The organism is Streptomyces sp. NPDC008125, from assembly GCF_042957125.1.
In the GTDB taxonomy this organism is placed as follows: domain Bacteria; phylum Actinomycetota; class Actinomycetes; order Streptomycetales; family Streptomycetaceae; genus Streptomyces.
The window spans coordinates 320,579-336,407 of sequence record NZ_JBIBHR010000002.1 but is presented as its reverse complement, the minus strand read 5'-3'; the positions used below and the strand labels follow the sequence as shown (position 1 = coordinate 336,407).

Below are 15,829 nucleotides of genomic sequence, written 5' to 3'. Positions count from 1 at the left end.
GCTCCGGAATCGTCCTCCTGGGGGCACCCCCGTCTTTTCGAGGTACCCCGTGGGTGGCCGGCACGGCCCGGGCCACGGCCTACCGCGCCCGGGCGTCCCGTGAGCCGCTGTTGCGGGCGTAATGGTGGGCGGCGGCGACCGAGGCCATGAGTTCGGCGTCCAGGAGGGACGGGTCGGCCAGGCGGGTCGGGGCCGCGTAGGAGGCGAAGAGGGCCTTGGTCACGCGGAGGGCCGACTCGGGGCGGCGGACGATCGGCTTGGTCCATTCGGTGACGGCCCGGTCGAGTTCGGCCTCGGGCGCGACCTTCTGGAGGACCGAGAGTTCGTACGCTTCCTGGGCGTCGAAGACGCGGCCGGTGAGGATCAGTTCACGGGCGCGGGCGGCGCCGATCTCGTTGATCAGGCGGGGGAGTACGCCGCCCCAGGCGGTCGGCAGGCCGAGGGCGAGTTCGGGGAGGCGGAAGGTGGTGGTGTCCGCGCCGACGCGCAGGTCGCAGGCGAGGGCGAGTGCGAGGCCGGCGCCGATGACCTTGCCCTGGACGCGGGCGACGGTGACGGCCGGGCAGCCGGTGAGGGCCTCGCAGACGCGGCGGGCCTTGTCGCCGGCGATCCGGATGCCGCTCCCGGTGGGGTCCTCGTCGAGCCAGTCAGCGAACTCGTTGCGGTCGCCGCCGAGGCTGAAGTCGGGTCCGGCGCCGCTCAGGACGAGGACGCGTACCTCCGGGTCCGGTACCGCGAGGACGGTCAGCAGGTCGTCGAGCATCGCCTCGGTGACGGTGTTGCCCTCGGCGGCGCGGTCCAGCTCGACGCGGAGTACCGGGCCTTCGCGCAGCGTGCGTACGGTGCCGGTGCGGCGGCCGTAGGGCGAGAGGAATTCGGAGAGCGGGAGTTTCATGTCGTCACATTCGATTTCGTCACGCCGAGGGAGGTCACGCCGAGAGAGGTCACGCGTCGGAAGACCATCCGTGAGGCGTACGTGGCGGGGGTGGAGACCCGGATGTCCGGGAAGCGGTCGAGGAGCTGGACGAGGAGCGAGCGGGCCTCCAGGCGGGCGAGGGCCGCGCCGAGGCAGTAGTGGACGCCACCGCCGAAGGTGAGGTGGTTGCCGCGGCGCCCGATGTCGAAGGTGAGCGGGTCCTCGTTGCGGCGCGGATCATGGTTGGCCGCTCCGTACATGACATGCACCATGGCGTCCTTGGGGATGGTGACGCCCGCCAGCTCGGTGTCCTCGGCGGCGACCCGGGTGTTGATGGCGATCGGCGGGTCGTAGCGGAGTACCTCCTCCAGCGCGTCGTCGATCAGCTCCGGGCGGGCGCGCAGCGTCGCCCAGCGCCCGGGGTCGCCGGCCAGCAGGGACACGAGGGAGGAGAGCAGGGTGGCGGTGGTCTCCAGGGAGGCGATGGTGACGAACATGGTGAGCCGGTAGAGGATCTCGTCGGCCGTCTCCCGGTCCGGTTCCAGCGCGTCCCAGGTGTGGATCCAGCCGGTGAGGACGTCGTGGCGGGGGCGGTCGCGGCGTTCCTGGACCAGGTGGGTGAAGTACTTCCGCAGGTGCGCGGTGGCATCGGCGGACACGGCCAGCTCGCTGCGGTTGGGCAGCAACTCCTGGGCGTGCACCTGGTTGTGGGTGATCTCCAGGATGTGGTCGTGGTCCTCGGCGGGGATACCGAGCCAGCCGCCGATGGTGGAGATGGGGAGCCGGTCGCTCACCAGGGAGACGAAGTCGGCCTCGGCGCCGCCTTCGAGCGCCCCGGCCAGGTCGTCGAGCAGCCCCCGGACATGCTCATCGACCTGCGGAGTGAGCCGGTCGATCGTCGACCGGTCGAAGAGGTTGCCGAGACTGCGCCGCTGGCAGGTGTGCTCGGGGGCGTTGAGGCGCGCGAGGGTCTTCGTCATCTCCTGGGTGGCGACGGCGTCCCAGCGCCCTGCGTCCTCCTGGCGCTCCTGCCACGCGAAGTCGGGCGCCAGCCAGCCGCGTCCCCGGAGCACCTGGTTCGCGGAGTCGAAGCCGGTGACGAAGTACCCGCCCCAGGGGGCGGGGACGACGTCACCCATGGCCCGCAGTTCGGCGAGCAGGGAGAAGGGGTTCGCCTGCCCGTCCGGTGATTTGAGTGTGCGCAGAAGGGTGACAAGGGCCCGGCGGTCGACGACGGGCTTGGTTATGCCACTTTTCGCGCTCACGGAGAGTTCCTTGTCCTGGGCATCCGGTTACCGCCCAGAACCTACCCGCGGGCATGTCCCGCCCATGCGCCGATCTTTGTTGGCCATGTCACAGGAATATGCCTCAGGAATGGTCAATTCACACGCGGAAGACGTCGAGGAAGGAGCTCCACCAACCCTTGTTCTTCTTCGGCGTGTCGGCCGCGTGGTGACGGGGCGTCACCTGCGACGGTTCGGCGGTAACCCGTGCGGACGCGATGGTCTGATGGTGCGTCACCCCATGGCGGGCAGCCGTGGGGGTGAAGACCACCGGCAGGGAGACCAGCGCGCGGTGGAACGGCCCCGGCCGCCACTCGACGGCCGACGGGTGCACCGCGAGGGCGATGTCCGGCACGGAGTTGAGCACCTTCTCGATGGCGGTGAGGGCGATCAACTGGGCCGGAGACTTCGCCGGGCACACGTGCGGTCCGGCGCCCCAGGCGAGGTGGGCGCCCTTCGCCATGGTCTCGCGGGCGGCATTGAGGTCCGGGTCGCTGTTGGCCGCGGCGAAGCTGATCAGTACGGGCGTACCCGCCTTCAGGATCATGCCGTTGAGGTCGACGTCCTGAACGGGGAAGTGTGTCGCGTAGTTGGCGATCGGGGGGTTGTTCCAGAGCACTCCGTCGATGGCGTCCTCCACGAGGAGCCCGCCGCCGCGGTGGCCGCCCGCGTCCGCATCGCCCGACAACATGGCGAGCAGCGCGTTGGCGATCAGGTTGCGCTCCGGCTCGACACCCGCGCCCATCAGCACGACGAGCTGGTCCTTGAGCTCCTCGTCGCTGAGCCCGGCCGGGTGCTGGATGAGCCAGGAGGTGATGTCCTCGCCGGGCTGCCGTCGCTTGAGGGCGACGAGCTCCATCAGGCATTCCGTCAGGCGGGTGTTGGCGCGCAGCACGTCCTCACCGTCGAAGATGGCGGACATGTCACGGGTCAGCCGGTCACCGATGTCGCCGGGGCAGCCGAAGAGCTGGTTGAAGAGCAGCAGCGGCAGCAGCTTCGCGTAGTCGCCGAGGAGATCGGCGCTGCCCCGCTCGATGAACTGGTCGATCAGGTAGTCACCGATCCGCTCCACGTCCCGCCGCAGCCGGCTGGGGTTCAGCCGGGCGAGGCTCTCGGTGACGGCCTTGCGCAGCCGCAAGTGCTCGGTGCCGTCCGTGAAGAGGCAGTTGGGCCGGTACGCCATCATCGGCAGCACCGGGCTGTCGAGCGGGACCTGCCCCTCGCGCAGCGCCGTCCACCGCCGGGAGTCCCGCGCGAAGAGCGACGGGTTCTGGAGGACCCGGAGCGCCGCCTCGTGCTGGACCACCAGGGTGGCCTCCACGCCGGGGGCCAGCTCGATCGGTGCCGCGGCTCCGTGGGCGCGCAGCGCCTCGTACACGCGATGCGGATCGGCCGCGAACTCAGGGCCGTAGAGCGACGTCTGTCGCCCCTGGTGCATCGGGCACCCGGAGGGGGCGCCGTGCGGGTTGGCTCCCGGCGACGGGTCCATGTCTCTTCCTCGGTGTGAAGGCGGGCCGGAACCGGCCCGTGGGGGGTGGGGCTCGAAGGGTCAGGCGACGCGGGCGAGCAGGTGCTGCACCAGCGTGATCAGGGCTTGCGCGGACGACTTCTGGTCACGCGCGTCGCAGTGGATCACCGGAGTGTCCGGCAGCAGGTCGAGCGCCTCGCGGAGCTCGTCCTCGCTGTGCTGCGTGGCGGGGTCGAAGCTGTTCACGGCGACCGCGTACTCCAGGCCGTACCGCTCGACCAGGTCGATCACCGGGAAGGTGTCGGCGAGCCGGCCCGGGTCGATCAGCAGCAGAGCGCCGAGCGACCCGCGCGCCATGTCCTCCCAGAGCTGCACGAACCGCTGCTGGCCCGGGGTGCCGAACAGGTACAGCACCAGTTCGTCGCTGAGCGTCAGACGGCCGAAGTCCAGCGCGACCGTCGTGGTTTCCTTGCCGGGAGCGCTCCGCAGGTCGTCCAGGTGGGCGGCGGCCTGCGTCATCCGCTCCTCGGTGCGCAGCGGAGTGATCTCGGAGAGCGTGCCGATGAGCGTGGTCTTGCCCACGGCGAAATGTCCGACGACGAGGATCTTCGCCGCGCGCTGGACCGCATCCGGCACATAGATGTTCTCAGCCGAAGCGGACGTGGAGTCCATGCAACACCTCTTCGAGGATCTTCCGGTCGACGAGTTGGGCGGCGGGCGGGGCCTTGCGCCGGATCAGGTGGCCCTGTTCCGCTAAATCCTGGAGCAGCAGCCGGGCCACCCCTACGGGCTGCTGGAGGTGGCCGGCCACCTCCGCGACCGAGAGGTAGCCGCCGGAACAGAGCTCCCAGATCGCCCGGACCTCGGGACCCGCCTGTTGGGGCATCTCCCGGTCCGGGGCGATGGTGACGAGCGTGACGAGGGAGAGCGCATCCGCGTCGGGCAGACCGCGCCCGCCGGTGATGACGTACGAGCGGACGAATCCGCTGGAGACGGCCTCTTCCTCGCCCCGGGCCGTCATGCGTCGCTTCCCGCCGTCTGGCGAGGAGGTGTGCTCATCGCCTTCCCGACCGCTCCGACCTGCTGCTGCATCCGGAACGACATGGCTTCCATGTCCACGTCGGCGGCAGCCGCAGCGGCCAGATAGGCGCCGCTGCCGGCGGCTATGAGGAAGATCCAGCCGTCCTCGTACTCCAGCAGCGTCTGCCGCCACTGGCCGGGCACGCGGGTACCGATGAAGGGGGCGACGGCCCGGCTCAGCGACTGCATCGAGCTCATGGCGGCGGCGACGGTCTCGGCGTCGTCACGGCCGATGTCGGCCGAACTGGCCAGCAGCAGGCCGTCGGCGGACACGAGGATGGCGTGTCGGGCGCCGGGTACTTGGAGCACGTCGTCGAGTACCCACGACAGGTCGGGATTCACTGGTTCTCGGTTCCTTCCATCGTCGTGTCACGTCCGGACCGTGTGCCCCGCTGGAACGCGCCGAGTCGGGAGGCCGTCTCCTGGTTGCTGCGCACCGGAGCCGGTTCGGCCGCCGCCGTGGGCAGGACGGAGACCGGGCTCTGACGGCGGCGCTTGGGCAGCCCACCGGCAGTGGTGGCCGGCGGCGCGGTGGGCGCGAAGGGCTCCTGCCGTACGGCGTCGGGGAACAGCGGGGTCGGGGCGGTCGGGGCCGTACGCGCCGGGAGCGGTGGCACGGACGGCGCCGAGGTCTCCCGGGTGACCGGCACGGGGATCGGCGGCACGTCGCCGGTCAGCAGCTCGTCGGGGAGCAGTACCACCGCGCGTACACCTCCGTAGGGGGATACGGAGTCCACCGACACCTTGAACCCGTAACGGGCGGCCAGCAGGCCGGAGACGGCGAACCCGAACTGAGGGGGGATGCCCAGGCTGGAGACGGTGATCTCCGCACGCGGGTCGAGCAGGGCGCCCGCGCGGTCCTTCTCCTCCTGGCCCATGCCGAGACCGGCGTCGTCCACGATGAGGCAGACGCCCGAGGGCACGGCCTGGATGTTGATCTCGACCGGGGTGCCCGGGGCGGAGTAGTTGGTGGCGTTGGCCATCAACTCGGCGAGAACCACGGCGACCGGCTCGACGGCCTTGCTGACCACCGAGAAGTTCACCTGCCCGTTGATCCGGACCCGGTCGAAGTGCCGGATACGGCCCTGGGCGCTGCGGGCCACGTCGAAGACGGAGGCGACGGTCTCGCGGCGGCCGAGCCAGCCACCGCAGAGCACGGCGATGCCCTGTGCCCGGCGGCCGAACTGGCTGTTGGCGTGGTCGATCGCCATGAGGTCGGCGAGGATCTGGGGGTCGTCGCCGTACTTCGTCTGGGCCTTCTCGATGACGACCTGCTGCTGGTCGGCGAGACCCTGGAGAGTACGCACGGCCGCCTTGAGGACGGCCTTGGTCTCCTCCTCGGCGTCCTTGCGGACGTCGGCCAGCTCTGCGGCGTGCCGGTGCAGGAGGCCGGTCTGTGCGGCCTGCCACTCGTCGCGCTGCCGCCACAGGCCCTCGCGCTCGGTTCTGAGCTCGTTGGTCTGCCTGCGCAGCCTGATATTGGTTTTACGAGCCCGCAACACGGCGCCAACGGCGACCAGTGCTACGACCATCAGTGCCCAGAGGACAGCGTCCTGTGGAAATGTCATGAGACTCACTTCAAGTGCCATGGCTACGGATACGGCTTGACGCCCCCGTGCCTGCCGCATTCCCTGGCTCAACGAGCCCTGGACCGCGCCATGCAGGGAATGCCCCTCCGAAGTCGGGGCCGAGGTTGTCACCCCTTGCGGAGCGCCCCCTATACGCCATCAGCCCACTGGAAGTCAGTTGATCTTACATGGGTGGCATATGTAAGTGTGAACTGCTGACCGCCAGTTGCGTGATCTCGACCGATTATGCGCATTTATGATCCGCCGTCATATGCGCGCGGAGTGCGGGGGATGTCCGTTCGTCGTCGTGGACGGAGGGGTGGTGACACGTGCGTCCATGGCGCGCGGGCGTCGGTGCGACTGCGGTGCGGGGTGCGGGAGATGGCCGTTCGGTGGTGGGCGTGGTGGTACGGGGAGCTACGCGCGGAACTGGTGTGGGGTGTGGGGATCGTGCGGGGATGCGGTGGGGATCGTGGGAGCGTGCGGCGGGCCCCTTTGCGGGGGCGGTGCGGGGGATTCAGGGCGTTGCGGCGCCCCGCGGGACCTCCTTGGGCCCTTGTGAGGCTTTGCGCGGCTTCGTGGGGCGGGCCGGCGTGAGGGGCGAGGTCGCGGGGGGCGGGTCGGCGTGAGCGTCGAGGTCGCGTGGGGCGGGGCTTTGGGTGGTGCGGGGCCCTGGGTGGTGCGGGGTTCTGGGTGGTGCTGGGTTCTGGGTGGTGCGGTGGGCCGGGTTGCTCGCGTGTCGGGGGGCGGTGCGGCCGGATGAGGTTCAGACGGCGATGACGGTCACGCCCGCTTCGCGGAAGCCGGCCGCGGCCTCGTCGTCGATGGCCGTGTCGGTCACCAGCACGTCGATCCGGCGCAGTTCGCAGACCCGGGCGAAGGCCCGGCGGCCGATCTTCGAGGAGTCGGCCGCCACGATCACCCGCTGAGCGCGCTCGGCCAGCAGCCGGTTGACGGCCGCTTCACCCTCGTGGTGGACGTACGCGCCCTCCCGGACGTCGATCGCGTTGACGCCCAGGACGGCGACGTCGAGCGTGATCTCCTCCAGTACCCCGCTCGCCAACGGCCCGGTGAGTTCGTACGACTGGGGGCGCGCGACTCCGCCGGTCACCACCATCTTGATCTGTGGCCGGATCACCAGCTCGTTCGCGATGTTCAAGGCATTGGTCACCACGGTCAGCGCGGGCGGTGCGCTGCTGCCGGCCGTACTGTCGCCGCCGATGTCCGTGCGCACCGAGAGGCCGCGCGCGACCTCGGTGACCGTCGTGCCGCCGGTCAGGCCCACCACACCGCCCACCGGCACCAGGTCGGCCACGGCGCGGCCGATGCGCTGCTTCTCCGAGGCGTGACGCGCCGTCTTGTACCGCAGCGGGAGTTCGTACGAGACCCCGTGCGCGACCGCGCCACCCCGGGTCCGGGTGAGCATCTGCTGCTCCGCGAGCTGGTCCAGATCCCGGCGGATGGTCGCGGCCGACACCTCCAGGGTCGACGCGGCCTCCTCCACCTCCACCCGGCCGTGCGCGGCGAGCAGTTCCAGCAGGGCGTTCCACCGGGCGTCCCTGGACACAGGCGCTCTCCTCGGGTGTGTGGCGTACGGGTGTGTGGCGTACGGAGTACGGCGTGGGGTGTGCGGGGGCGTGGCGTGCTGGCTCCGGGCGGCCCGCGAGGGCGAAAACCGGACAAGCGCAAGCCTGACATGAGCAACGGAAATGTTCGAACGATGAAAGAAGTGGAGAGCCGATTGCTTGAAAATGCTTGATCGGAGCCGCTAGCGTGCATGAACGAGCACGCGGGCCTCGGTGTGTCCGTCTTTCGGGCGGCGCGTGCGGGACCGCCGCAGGCCGAGCATCCCTCCCTCAGTCAGGAGCGCACTCCGTGACCGTGACCTTCGTCGAAGCCGAGATCGCCAGTCAGCCCGCCTGCTGGCGCCGTGCCGCCGAACTGGCGTCCACGCAGGCCAAGGCCGCCCTCCCCGACCACGGTGAACGCATCGCCGTCGTGGGCTGCGGCACCTCCTTCTACATGGCGCAGGCCTACGCGGCGCTGCGCGAGAGCAACGGACTCGGCGAGGCGGACGCCTTCGCCGCCTCCGAGTTCCCCCTCGGCCGCCGCTACGACCGGGTCGTCGCCCTCACCCGGTCCGGCACCACCACCGAGGTACTGGAGCTGCTCGGCCGGCTGCACGGCACCACCCGTTCCGTCGTCGTCACGGCCGTGCCGAGCGCCGAGGTTCGGGCGGTCTCCGACGACGTCGTCGAACTCGCCTTCGCGGACGAGGAGTCCGTGGTGCAGACGCGGTTCGCCACCACCGCGCTCACCCTCTTCCGCGCCCACCTGGGGCTGCACACCGACGTCGTGGTGACCGATGCCGAAACGGCTCTTTCGGAGCCGCTGCCCGAGGGCCTGGTCGAGGCCACGCAGCTTTCCTTCCTCGGCCGGGGCTGGACGGTGGGCCTCGCCAACGAGGCCGCGCTGAAGATGAAGGAAGCCTCGCTGGCCTGGACCGAGTCCTACCCGGCGATGGAGTACCGCCACGGTCCGATCAGCATCGCCACGGACACCACGGCGACCTGGATGTTCGGGTCTGCCCCTGCCGGTCTCGCCGAGCAACTGCGCGCCACCGGAGCCCGGTGGGTGGAGAGCACTCTGGACCCGCTGGCCGACCTGATCCGCGTCCAGCGGCTCGCCGTCGCCCGCGCGACCGCCTCCGGCCTCGACCCCGACCGGCCGCGCCACCTGACGCGCTCGGTGGTGCTCCAGGAGAACGAGTAGCCCCGGCGCTCGCGCGTTCCCGCCGTCGCGGCGCCCCCTCCGCCCGGTGTGTCCCCTGGTCCACCGAGCCCGCTGTTCCTGCTGTTCCTGCTGGCCCTGCTGTCCCCGCTCTCCCTGCTGCTCTCGATGTTCCTGTAGTCCCTCCGTCCCCGTAGTCCCTCCGTCCCGGCAGTCCCTCCGTCCCTGCACCTCCTGCTGTCCCCGCCGTACTCCTCGTTCGACACCGTTCTGGAGACACGCACATGACCCTCGCAGCCACCGGTGACCTGGTCGCCGCAGCAGCCGTCGAGCACCGGGCCGTCGCGGCCTTCAACGTCATCACCCTGGAACACGCCGAGGCGATCGTTGAAGGCGCCGAGCGGGCGGGCTCGTCGGTCATCCTCCAGATCAGCGAGAACGCGGTGAAGTTCCACCACGGCCGCCCCGTCCCACTGGCCCGCGCCGCCGCCGAGGCGGCCCGGTCGGCCGGGGTGCCCGTGGCGCTCCACCTGGACCACGTGCACAGCGTCCCGCTGCTCCACCAGGCCGCCGAGTGCGGTTTCAGCTCGGTGATGTTCGACGCCTCCCGGCTGCCGTACGAGGAGAACGTGGCGGCCACCCGGTCCGCCGTGCTCTGGGGCCACCGGAACGGGTTGTGGGTGGAGGCGGAGCTCGGTCAGGTGGGCGGCAAGAACGGCGAGGCGCCGCTCGACGCCCATGCCCCGGGCGCCCGGACGGACCCGGACGAGGCGCGCGCGTTCGTGGCGGCCACCGGTGTCGACGCCCTCGCGGTGGCCGTCGGCAGCTCCCACGCCATGACCGTCCGCACGGCACGCCTCGACCACGGTCTGCTGGGGCGGCTGAGCGAGGCGCTGGACCTCCCGTTGGTGCTCCACGGCTCCTCGGGCGTACCCGACGCGGAGCTGCGGCGGGCCGTCACCGGCGGTATCTCGAAGATCAACGTCGGTACCGCCCTGAACACCGCGATGACCGGCGCGGTCCGGGCCCACCTCGCCGACGACCCCCGGGCGGTGGACCCGCGCGGCTACCTCGGTCTCGGCCGCACGGCGATGAGCCGCACGGTCACCGCCTTCATCGGCGTTCTCGAAGGGACCATGGTGCCTGCTGGTCAGGGTTCCCCCGGAGACCCCGCTTCCCCCGTCGCCCCCGTCGTCGCGCAGGCTCGGGCCTGCTGACCCGTAGCGCGGGGGGCACTGTGAGCCGGGGGTATTGGGCGCCGGGGTCACTGTGAGCCGGGAGCACCGGGCGCCGGGTCACCTCGTGCGGGTCATATCGCGTCCGGGCCACGCTCGCCGGTACGGACGCGTACGACGGTCTCCACCGGGACGGCCCACACCTTGCCGTCGCCGACCTTGCCGGTCCGGGCCGCGCGGACGACGGCGTCGATGACCGCGTCGGCGTCGGCATCCTCCACGAGGACCTCTATGCGGATCTTGGGAACCAGGTCCACGCGGTACTCGGCGCCCCGGTACACCTCGGTGTGGCCGCGCTGGCGTCCGTACCCGCTGGCCTCCGTGACGGTCAGGCCCTGCACACCGAGCTCCTGGAGAACGGTCTTCACCTCGTCGAGGCGGTGCGGCTTCACGACCGCGGTGATGAGCTTCATGAGGGCGGAGTCCTGTCCTTCGAGGGCGGGTTCGCGTGGGCGGCGGGCGCCTGGGCGACCTGCGCGTGGCCGCCGTGCGCGTGAGGGCCGTGCGGGCGGGTGCCGGGGACGTGCGCCTGCGGGGAGGCGAAGCCCTGGACGCCGTGATCGTAGGCGCTCTCCGCGTGCACCGTCCGGTCCAGACCGGCGAGTTCGTCGTCGCTGGAGGCACGCAGCCCCATGGACCGGTCGATCGCCTTGGCCATCCCGTACGTCATGAGGAAGGTGTACGCGGACACCACCAGCACCGCCACCGCCTGCTTCAGGAGCAGGGCGAGTCCACCGCCGTGGAGAAGTCCTTCCGGGCCACCGGTCATCGAGGCAGTGGCGAACACCCCGATGAGCAGGGTGCCGACGACGCCCCCGACGAAGTGGACGCCCACCACGTCGAGCGAGTCGTCGAAGTCGAACCGGAACTTCCACGCCACCGCGTACGAGCACACCACGCCGGCTGCCAGGCCGACCCCCGCACCGCCCAGCACCCCGACCGTGCCCGACGCGGGCGTGATCGCCACCAGCCCGGCGACCGCCCCCGACGCCGCGCCGAAGGTGGTCGGGTGACCGTCGCGCTTCTGCTCGACGAAGAGCCAGCCGAGCAGACCGGTGGACCCGGCGACCAGGGTGTTGAGGACCGCCGCCGCCGCCAGTCCGTCCGCGTGCAGGGCCGAACCGCCGTTGAAGCCCAGCCAGCCGAACCAGAGGAGCCCGGCACCGAGCATCACCATCGGCAGGTTGTGCGGGCGCATGGCTTCCTTCTTGAAGCCGATGCGCGGCCCCAGCACCAGCGCGAGCGCCAGACCCGATGCCCCGCAAGCGATCTCCACCACGAGGCCCCCGGCGAAGTCCAGCGCGCCGAGCGTCCGAGTGATCCACCCGCCCGGACCCCAGACCCAGTGCGCGACCGGAACGTATACGAGAAGAGCCCACACAGGTACGAACACGACCCAGGCCGCGAACCGCATGCGGTCCGCGACCGCTCCGCTGATCAGCGACGCCGCGAGGATCGCGAAGGTCAGATGGAAGGTGCCGAACAGCAGGGTGGGGACGCCGCCGGTCAGGGTGTCGGGGCCGATGTCGGCGAGCCCCAGGTGATCGAAGCCGCCTATGAGCCCCGCGAAGGAGTCGTCGCCGAAGACGAGGGAGTAGCCGGCGACCAACCAGACGACCGTGACCAGAGCGATCGCCACGAAGCTCATCATCAGCATGTTCAGGACGCTCTTGGCGCGGACCATGCCGCCGTAGAACAGGGCGAGCCCCGGAGTCATCAGCAGGACGAGTGCGGTGGCGGCGAGCAGCCAGGCGGTATCGCCCGTGTCGAGACCTTCCGCGGCAAGGGGAGCAGAGGTCACCAAGGGGCCCTCCTCGGGGCGGCGTGGGGTTCCGGCGAAGGAGAGGGTCGCGGGCGTGCGTTACGTACGGAGCACGTGGGGGTTTCCAGCGCATTTCATTGCCCGAGGGTGACGTAAGGAACAACGCCCGGTGCCGGGCGCGGGGGCGGCGGGTGGTCTGGACGCAGGGTGGCCCGAACGCCCGGTGCCCGGCCCTCGGCGCGGAGTTGGGCGTGCGCACGCCAGTGGGACGCGCGTCGGAGCAGTGTGCGTGAGTGCGGTGCGCGGCAGTGTGGTGCGCGCGCGAGTGGTGCGTCCCAGAGATGTGCGGGTGGCTGCGGTGCGCGGCAGTGTGGTGCGCGCGCGAGTGGTGCGTCCCAGAGATGTGCGGGTGGCTGCGGGGCGCGGCAGCGTGGTGCGCGCGAGAGGGGTGCGGGTGGCTGCGTGAGCGCCGGTGCCGTGGTGCTCCAGGACGGGCGGCGGCTGCTGCTGATGCCGTGGTCGGCGGAGAGGGGCGGGTCGAAGGCTGTCATGCGTTCGACTATCCGCCGGGCGCCGACGGTTGTCCTCAACCCGTGGGTCGAACCCGGGTGGATCTCGGGTGGAGCAGGGGGGAGCTCCGGGTGGAGTGGGGGTAGACCCCTGGGTGGAGCCGGTCAACGCCCTCGGCTCCACCCAGGCCCCACCGTCAGCGCAGCGACTTCAGCATCTCCGCGTTGAACGGCGCGATGTCCTCGGTCCGCCCCACCAGCGTCTTCGCCGCCCACTCGGGGTCGGCGATCAGGGCGCGGCCCACCGCCACCATGTCGAACTCGTCGCGCTCGATCCGGTCGAGCAACTGCTCGATGCCGGTGACCGGAGAGCCCAGGCCCCGGAAGGCGTTGAAGAACTCCCCGTCCAGGCCGACCGACCCGACGGTGATCGTCGGCAGGCCGCTGATCTTCTTCACCCAGCCGGCGAGGTTCAGGTCGGAGCCCTCGAACTCCGGCAGCCAGTAGCGGCGGGTGGACGCGTGGAAGACGTCGATCCCGGCCTCGGCCAGCGGCGTGATCAGGGCGTCCAGTTCCTCGGGGGTCTCCGCGAGCTTCGCGTCGTACGCGTCCGACTTCCACTGGGACAGGCGGAAGATGAGGGGGAAGGAGTCGGACACGGCGGCCCGGCAGGCCGCCACGATCTCCGCGGCGAAACGGGTGCGCGCGACGAGGTCGCCGCCGTAGGCATCCGTACGGCGGTTGCTGCCCGACCAGAGGAACTGGTCGATGAGGTAGCCGTGGGCGCCGTGCAGCTCGGCACCGTCGAAGCCGAGGCGCTCGGCCGCCGCGGCCCCGTCGGCGAAGGCCGCGATCACGTCGTCGAGGTCCTGCTGGGTCATGGCGCGCCCCTTGGGCTCGCCCGTGAGGGAGATGCCCGACGGGCCGACCGGCTCCGCGTCGGTGAACGGCGGGGCGCCTTCCGTGCGGGTCACGCCCACGTGCCACAGCTGGGGAACGATCGCGCCGCCCTCGCGGTGCACGGCGTCCACGACATCGGCCCAGCCGGCGAACGCGTCCTCACCGTGGAAGCGCGGCACCCGGTCGCTGGTCCCGGCGGAGGGGTGATCGACGTAGGTGCCCTCGGTGATGATCAGCCCCACCCCGCCGGCGGCGCGGCGGGCGTAGTACTCCGCCACGTCCTGGCCGGGGACGCCGCCCGGGGAGAACGAGCGTGTCATGGGCGCCATGGCGATCCGGTTGCGCGAGGTCAGCCCGCGCACGGTGAACGGGCGCGAGAGGGCTTCCGCCGCACGGTGGGCTCCGGGGAGGGCATTCGCATCGGTCACGTCGAGTCCTCTTCGTCGGGGGTGTCGGTACCCCCGTGGTCAACACCGGGCCACCCCCGGGGCTTCCCGGCCCCCGCCCCGTGTGGCCGAGCTCTCGCCCGGCGTCCGGCCTCCGCGACGGCAACGGCGACGGTGACAGCGACGCCGACCGTGAACCGCCGGGCGGGGCGCCCCCCCCCCGGGGGGGGGGGGGGGGGGGGCCCCCCGGGGGGGGGGGGGGGGGGCGCGCCGCGGGGGCGGCGCCCCCGGGGGGGGCGGCGGGGGGGGGCCCCCCCCCCCCCCCCCCCCGGGGGGGGGCCCCCCCCCCCGGGGGGGGGGGGGGGGGGGGGCCCCGCCCGGGGCGGGTCGGTCAGGGCGTGACCCGGTTGCCGCCGAAGGTCACCACGAGGCTGCCGTCCGAGGCGAAGGACCAGCCCAGGGCGCCGCTGTAGGCGGAGCACCGGGAGCCGTTCGTACCGGACCAGAACTGGTTCGAACTGTCCACGTCGCCGATGGTCTTGTCGTTCGACCCGTCGTCGCTGCGGCAGGAGGTGTTGCCGCGGAAGACCGAAGTGCCGCCGTCGAAGCTGAAGTTGCGCTCGGCGTTGTCGATGCTGACGTTGTCGGAGAGCGCGATCGTGCCGAGGTTCCTGTTGTAGGTGAACCCGTGGTGGCCGTTGCCGTACGCGATGCTGCGCCGGACGACGTGGTCGACGGGGATGTCGTCGCCGCCGAGCTTGTAGCCGTTCCGGTCGCCGTTCGAGTTCACGGTGCCGTCGCTGAGGGTGCCGTTGCCGTACGAGAGGGAGTCCTCGATGGTCACCGGGCCGATGGGGCCCGTGTCGGTCTTCGTGTAGAGGTCCCAGCCGTCGTCGATGTTGTTGTGGGACACGGCGTACCGGAAGACGTTTCCGGGTCCGACCGTCAGCTTCGCGGCGAAGCCGTCGGCGTCCTCGCCGTCCGAGTCGGCGTTGTCGTGCGACTCCGCGCTCAGGATCAGATTGTCGGACGGCCATTCGTCCTTGGGGGTGTCGGACGCGATCCGGGAGAGCTGGAGCCCCGAGTCGCGGTTGAAGCGGGTCACGGTGTGCTCGATGACGTTGTGGCTGCCGCCGACGAAGATGCCGTTGTCGCCGGCGTGTTCGACCGTGATGCCGTCGAGGTGCCAGTACGAGGCGTTCAGCGCGAGGCCCCGGTTGGTGGTGGCCTCGGTCTGGGCGGAGAAGTTCAGCACCGGGGACTCGCCCGGATAGGCGGCGAGTGTGGTGAGGGCGCCCGCCGTGCCGTCGTGGCCCTGCGGGACGGTGACCGTCTGCGCGGGCGTGTAGGTTCCGCCGCGCAGATAGATGGTCCCGCCGGCCGTGACGCGGGAGATGGCCGAGGTCAGGGTCGTGGGGGCCGACTCCGTGCCCGCCGCGCCGTCGGTGCCGCCCGGCGCCACGTACAGGGCGCCGGCGGCCGGGGCGGCGGTGGTGCCCGCCTCGGCGCCGAGGGGTAAGGCGGCGCCTTGTGCGGTGGGGCCGGACAGCGCGACCACCGTCCCGGCGAGCACGCCGACGCCTGCGATCAGGGGCTTCCATTGCATGTTTGGTCTCCAGTCGTCCGGTCCGCCGCGATGGGGGAGCGGCGGAGCCGTGGGGGGAGGAACAGGGATGAACCGGTGCCACCGTGTGGCGGCGCGAGAGTTCGGGTACATGAACCGGGCGGGCGACCGGGGGCCGGTTCAAGCGGAGCAATCGCCTCCATCGGACCGTAAGTCCATGCCATGTACACGTCAATAGACGTGTACATGATTACTGTCTATGAATGTGAACCCTGATGGGTCGTGCCGGGGCTCCGTCGGGCGGTGCCGGAGACGGGCAGGGGTGGGGGGCCCCCCGGCAACCCGGGGGCCCCCCCCCCCCCCAATCGGGGCGCCGGGGGGGCCCCCCCGCCCCCCCCCCCCCCCCCCCCCACGCAAACAAACCCCCC

Annotated in this window: 14 protein-coding genes; 2 read left to right on the top strand and 12 right to left on the bottom strand. The window is 71.4% G+C overall.

Annotation, left to right across the window (positions count from 1 at the left end; genetic code table 11):
* Window positions 1–79: 79 nt before the first annotated feature.
* From ACFZAX_RS04215 to ACFZAX_RS04180, 8 genes are all read right to left on the bottom strand, one after another.
* The gene (locus ACFZAX_RS04215) at window positions 80–895 is read right to left on the bottom strand and encodes an enoyl-CoA hydratase-related protein (RefSeq protein ID WP_390958899.1); all 816 of its coding nucleotides are present in this window, start codon (window positions 893–895) and stop codon (window positions 80–82) included.
* Window positions 892–2,055: a cytochrome P450 gene (locus tag ACFZAX_RS04210; RefSeq protein WP_390959234.1), complete on the bottom strand. Its 1,164-nt coding sequence runs from the start codon at window positions 2,053–2,055 to the stop codon at window positions 892–894. Before ACFZAX_RS04210 ends, ACFZAX_RS04215 begins: the two co-directional genes overlap by 4 nt.
* Before the next feature lie 244 nt (window positions 2,056–2,299).
* Window positions 2,300–3,688, bottom strand: coding sequence for a cytochrome P450 (locus ACFZAX_RS04205; RefSeq protein ID WP_390958897.1), 1,389 nt, complete (start codon window positions 3,686–3,688; stop codon window positions 2,300–2,302).
* A 60-nt stretch (window positions 3,689–3,748) separates the two neighbouring features.
* Complete coding sequence (locus ACFZAX_RS04200) at window positions 3,749–4,339, bottom strand: ATP/GTP-binding protein (RefSeq protein WP_358761401.1); 591 nt, start codon at window positions 4,337–4,339, stop codon at window positions 3,749–3,751.
* Complete coding sequence (locus ACFZAX_RS04195; RefSeq protein WP_390958895.1) at window positions 4,314–4,688, bottom strand: DUF742 domain-containing protein; 375 nt, start codon at window positions 4,686–4,688, stop codon at window positions 4,314–4,316. Before ACFZAX_RS04195 ends, ACFZAX_RS04200 begins: the two co-directional genes overlap by 26 nt.
* Complete coding sequence (locus ACFZAX_RS04190; protein WP_390958894.1) at window positions 4,685–5,089, bottom strand: roadblock/LC7 domain-containing protein; 405 nt, start codon at window positions 5,087–5,089, stop codon at window positions 4,685–4,687. The genes ACFZAX_RS04195 and ACFZAX_RS04190 overlap by 4 nt, the downstream gene beginning before the upstream one ends.
* Complete coding sequence (locus ACFZAX_RS04185; protein WP_390958892.1) at window positions 5,086–6,315, bottom strand: ATP-binding protein; 1,230 nt, start codon at window positions 6,313–6,315, stop codon at window positions 5,086–5,088. The genes ACFZAX_RS04190 and ACFZAX_RS04185 overlap by 4 nt, the downstream gene beginning before the upstream one ends.
* Window positions 6,316–7,081: 766 nt before the next feature.
* Window positions 7,082–7,882 (bottom strand): DeoR family transcriptional regulator, encoded by an 801-nt coding sequence (locus ACFZAX_RS04180; protein WP_390958890.1) that lies wholly within the window; start codon window positions 7,880–7,882, stop codon window positions 7,082–7,084.
* A 314-nt stretch (window positions 7,883–8,196) separates the two neighbouring features.
* Between ACFZAX_RS04180 and ACFZAX_RS04175 the strand changes: the two genes are divergently transcribed.
* Complete coding sequence (locus ACFZAX_RS04175; RefSeq protein ID WP_390959232.1) at window positions 8,197–9,087, top strand: SIS domain-containing protein; 891 nt, start codon at window positions 8,197–8,199, stop codon at window positions 9,085–9,087.
* Between the two features lie 242 nt (window positions 9,088–9,329).
* The gene (locus ACFZAX_RS04170) at window positions 9,330–10,262 is read left to right on the top strand and encodes a ketose-bisphosphate aldolase (protein WP_390958889.1); all 933 of its coding nucleotides are present in this window, start codon (window positions 9,330–9,332) and stop codon (window positions 10,260–10,262) included.
* A 92-nt stretch (window positions 10,263–10,354) separates the two neighbouring features.
* On the opposite strand, the gene ACFZAX_RS04165 is transcribed toward ACFZAX_RS04170, so the two are convergent.
* From ACFZAX_RS04165 to ACFZAX_RS04150, 4 genes are all read right to left on the bottom strand, one after another.
* Complete coding sequence (locus ACFZAX_RS04165; RefSeq protein WP_390958887.1) at window positions 10,355–10,693, bottom strand: P-II family nitrogen regulator; 339 nt, start codon at window positions 10,691–10,693, stop codon at window positions 10,355–10,357.
* Window positions 10,690–12,081: an ammonium transporter gene (locus tag ACFZAX_RS04160; RefSeq protein WP_390958885.1), complete on the bottom strand. Its 1,392-nt coding sequence runs from the start codon at window positions 12,079–12,081 to the stop codon at window positions 10,690–10,692. The genes ACFZAX_RS04165 and ACFZAX_RS04160 overlap by 4 nt, the downstream gene beginning before the upstream one ends.
* Before the next feature lie 667 nt (window positions 12,082–12,748).
* Complete coding sequence (locus ACFZAX_RS04155; protein WP_390958883.1) at window positions 12,749–13,879, bottom strand: NADH:flavin oxidoreductase; 1,131 nt, start codon at window positions 13,877–13,879, stop codon at window positions 12,749–12,751.
* A 349-nt stretch (window positions 13,880–14,228) separates the two neighbouring features.
* Window positions 14,229–15,443, bottom strand: coding sequence for a right-handed parallel beta-helix repeat-containing protein (locus ACFZAX_RS04150; RefSeq protein WP_390958882.1), 1,215 nt, complete (start codon window positions 15,441–15,443; stop codon window positions 14,229–14,231).
* Window positions 15,444–15,829: the final 386 nt, after the last annotated feature.

Excerpts from the sequence above, each read along its gene's own strand:
- ACFZAX_RS04215 (WP_390958899.1), bottom strand. The coding sequence starts at position 895 with ATGAAACTCCCGCTCTCCGAATTCCTCTCGCCCTACGGCCGCCGCACC.
- ACFZAX_RS04210 (WP_390959234.1), bottom strand. The coding sequence starts at position 2,055 with ATGGGTGACGTCGTCCCCGCCCCCTGGGGCGGGTACTTCGTCACCGGC.
- ACFZAX_RS04205 (WP_390958897.1), bottom strand. The coding sequence starts at position 3,688 with ATGGACCCGTCGCCGGGAGCCAACCCGCACGGCGCCCCCTCCGGGTGC.
- ACFZAX_RS04200 (WP_358761401.1), bottom strand. The coding sequence starts at position 4,339 with ATGGACTCCACGTCCGCTTCGGCTGAGAACATCTATGTGCCGGATGCG.
- ACFZAX_RS04195 (WP_390958895.1), bottom strand. The coding sequence starts at position 4,688 with ATGACGGCCCGGGGCGAGGAAGAGGCCGTCTCCAGCGGATTCGTCCGC.
- ACFZAX_RS04185 (WP_390958892.1), bottom strand. The coding sequence starts at position 6,315 with ATGACATTTCCACAGGACGCTGTCCTCTGGGCACTGATGGTCGTAGCA.
- ACFZAX_RS04170 (WP_390958889.1), top strand. The coding sequence starts at position 9,330 with ATGACCCTCGCAGCCACCGGTGACCTGGTCGCCGCAGCAGCCGTCGAG.
- ACFZAX_RS04165 (WP_390958887.1), bottom strand. The coding sequence starts at position 10,693 with ATGAAGCTCATCACCGCGGTCGTGAAGCCGCACCGCCTCGACGAGGTG.
- ACFZAX_RS04150 (WP_390958882.1), bottom strand. The coding sequence starts at position 15,443 with ATGCAATGGAAGCCCCTGATCGCAGGCGTCGGCGTGCTCGCCGGGACG.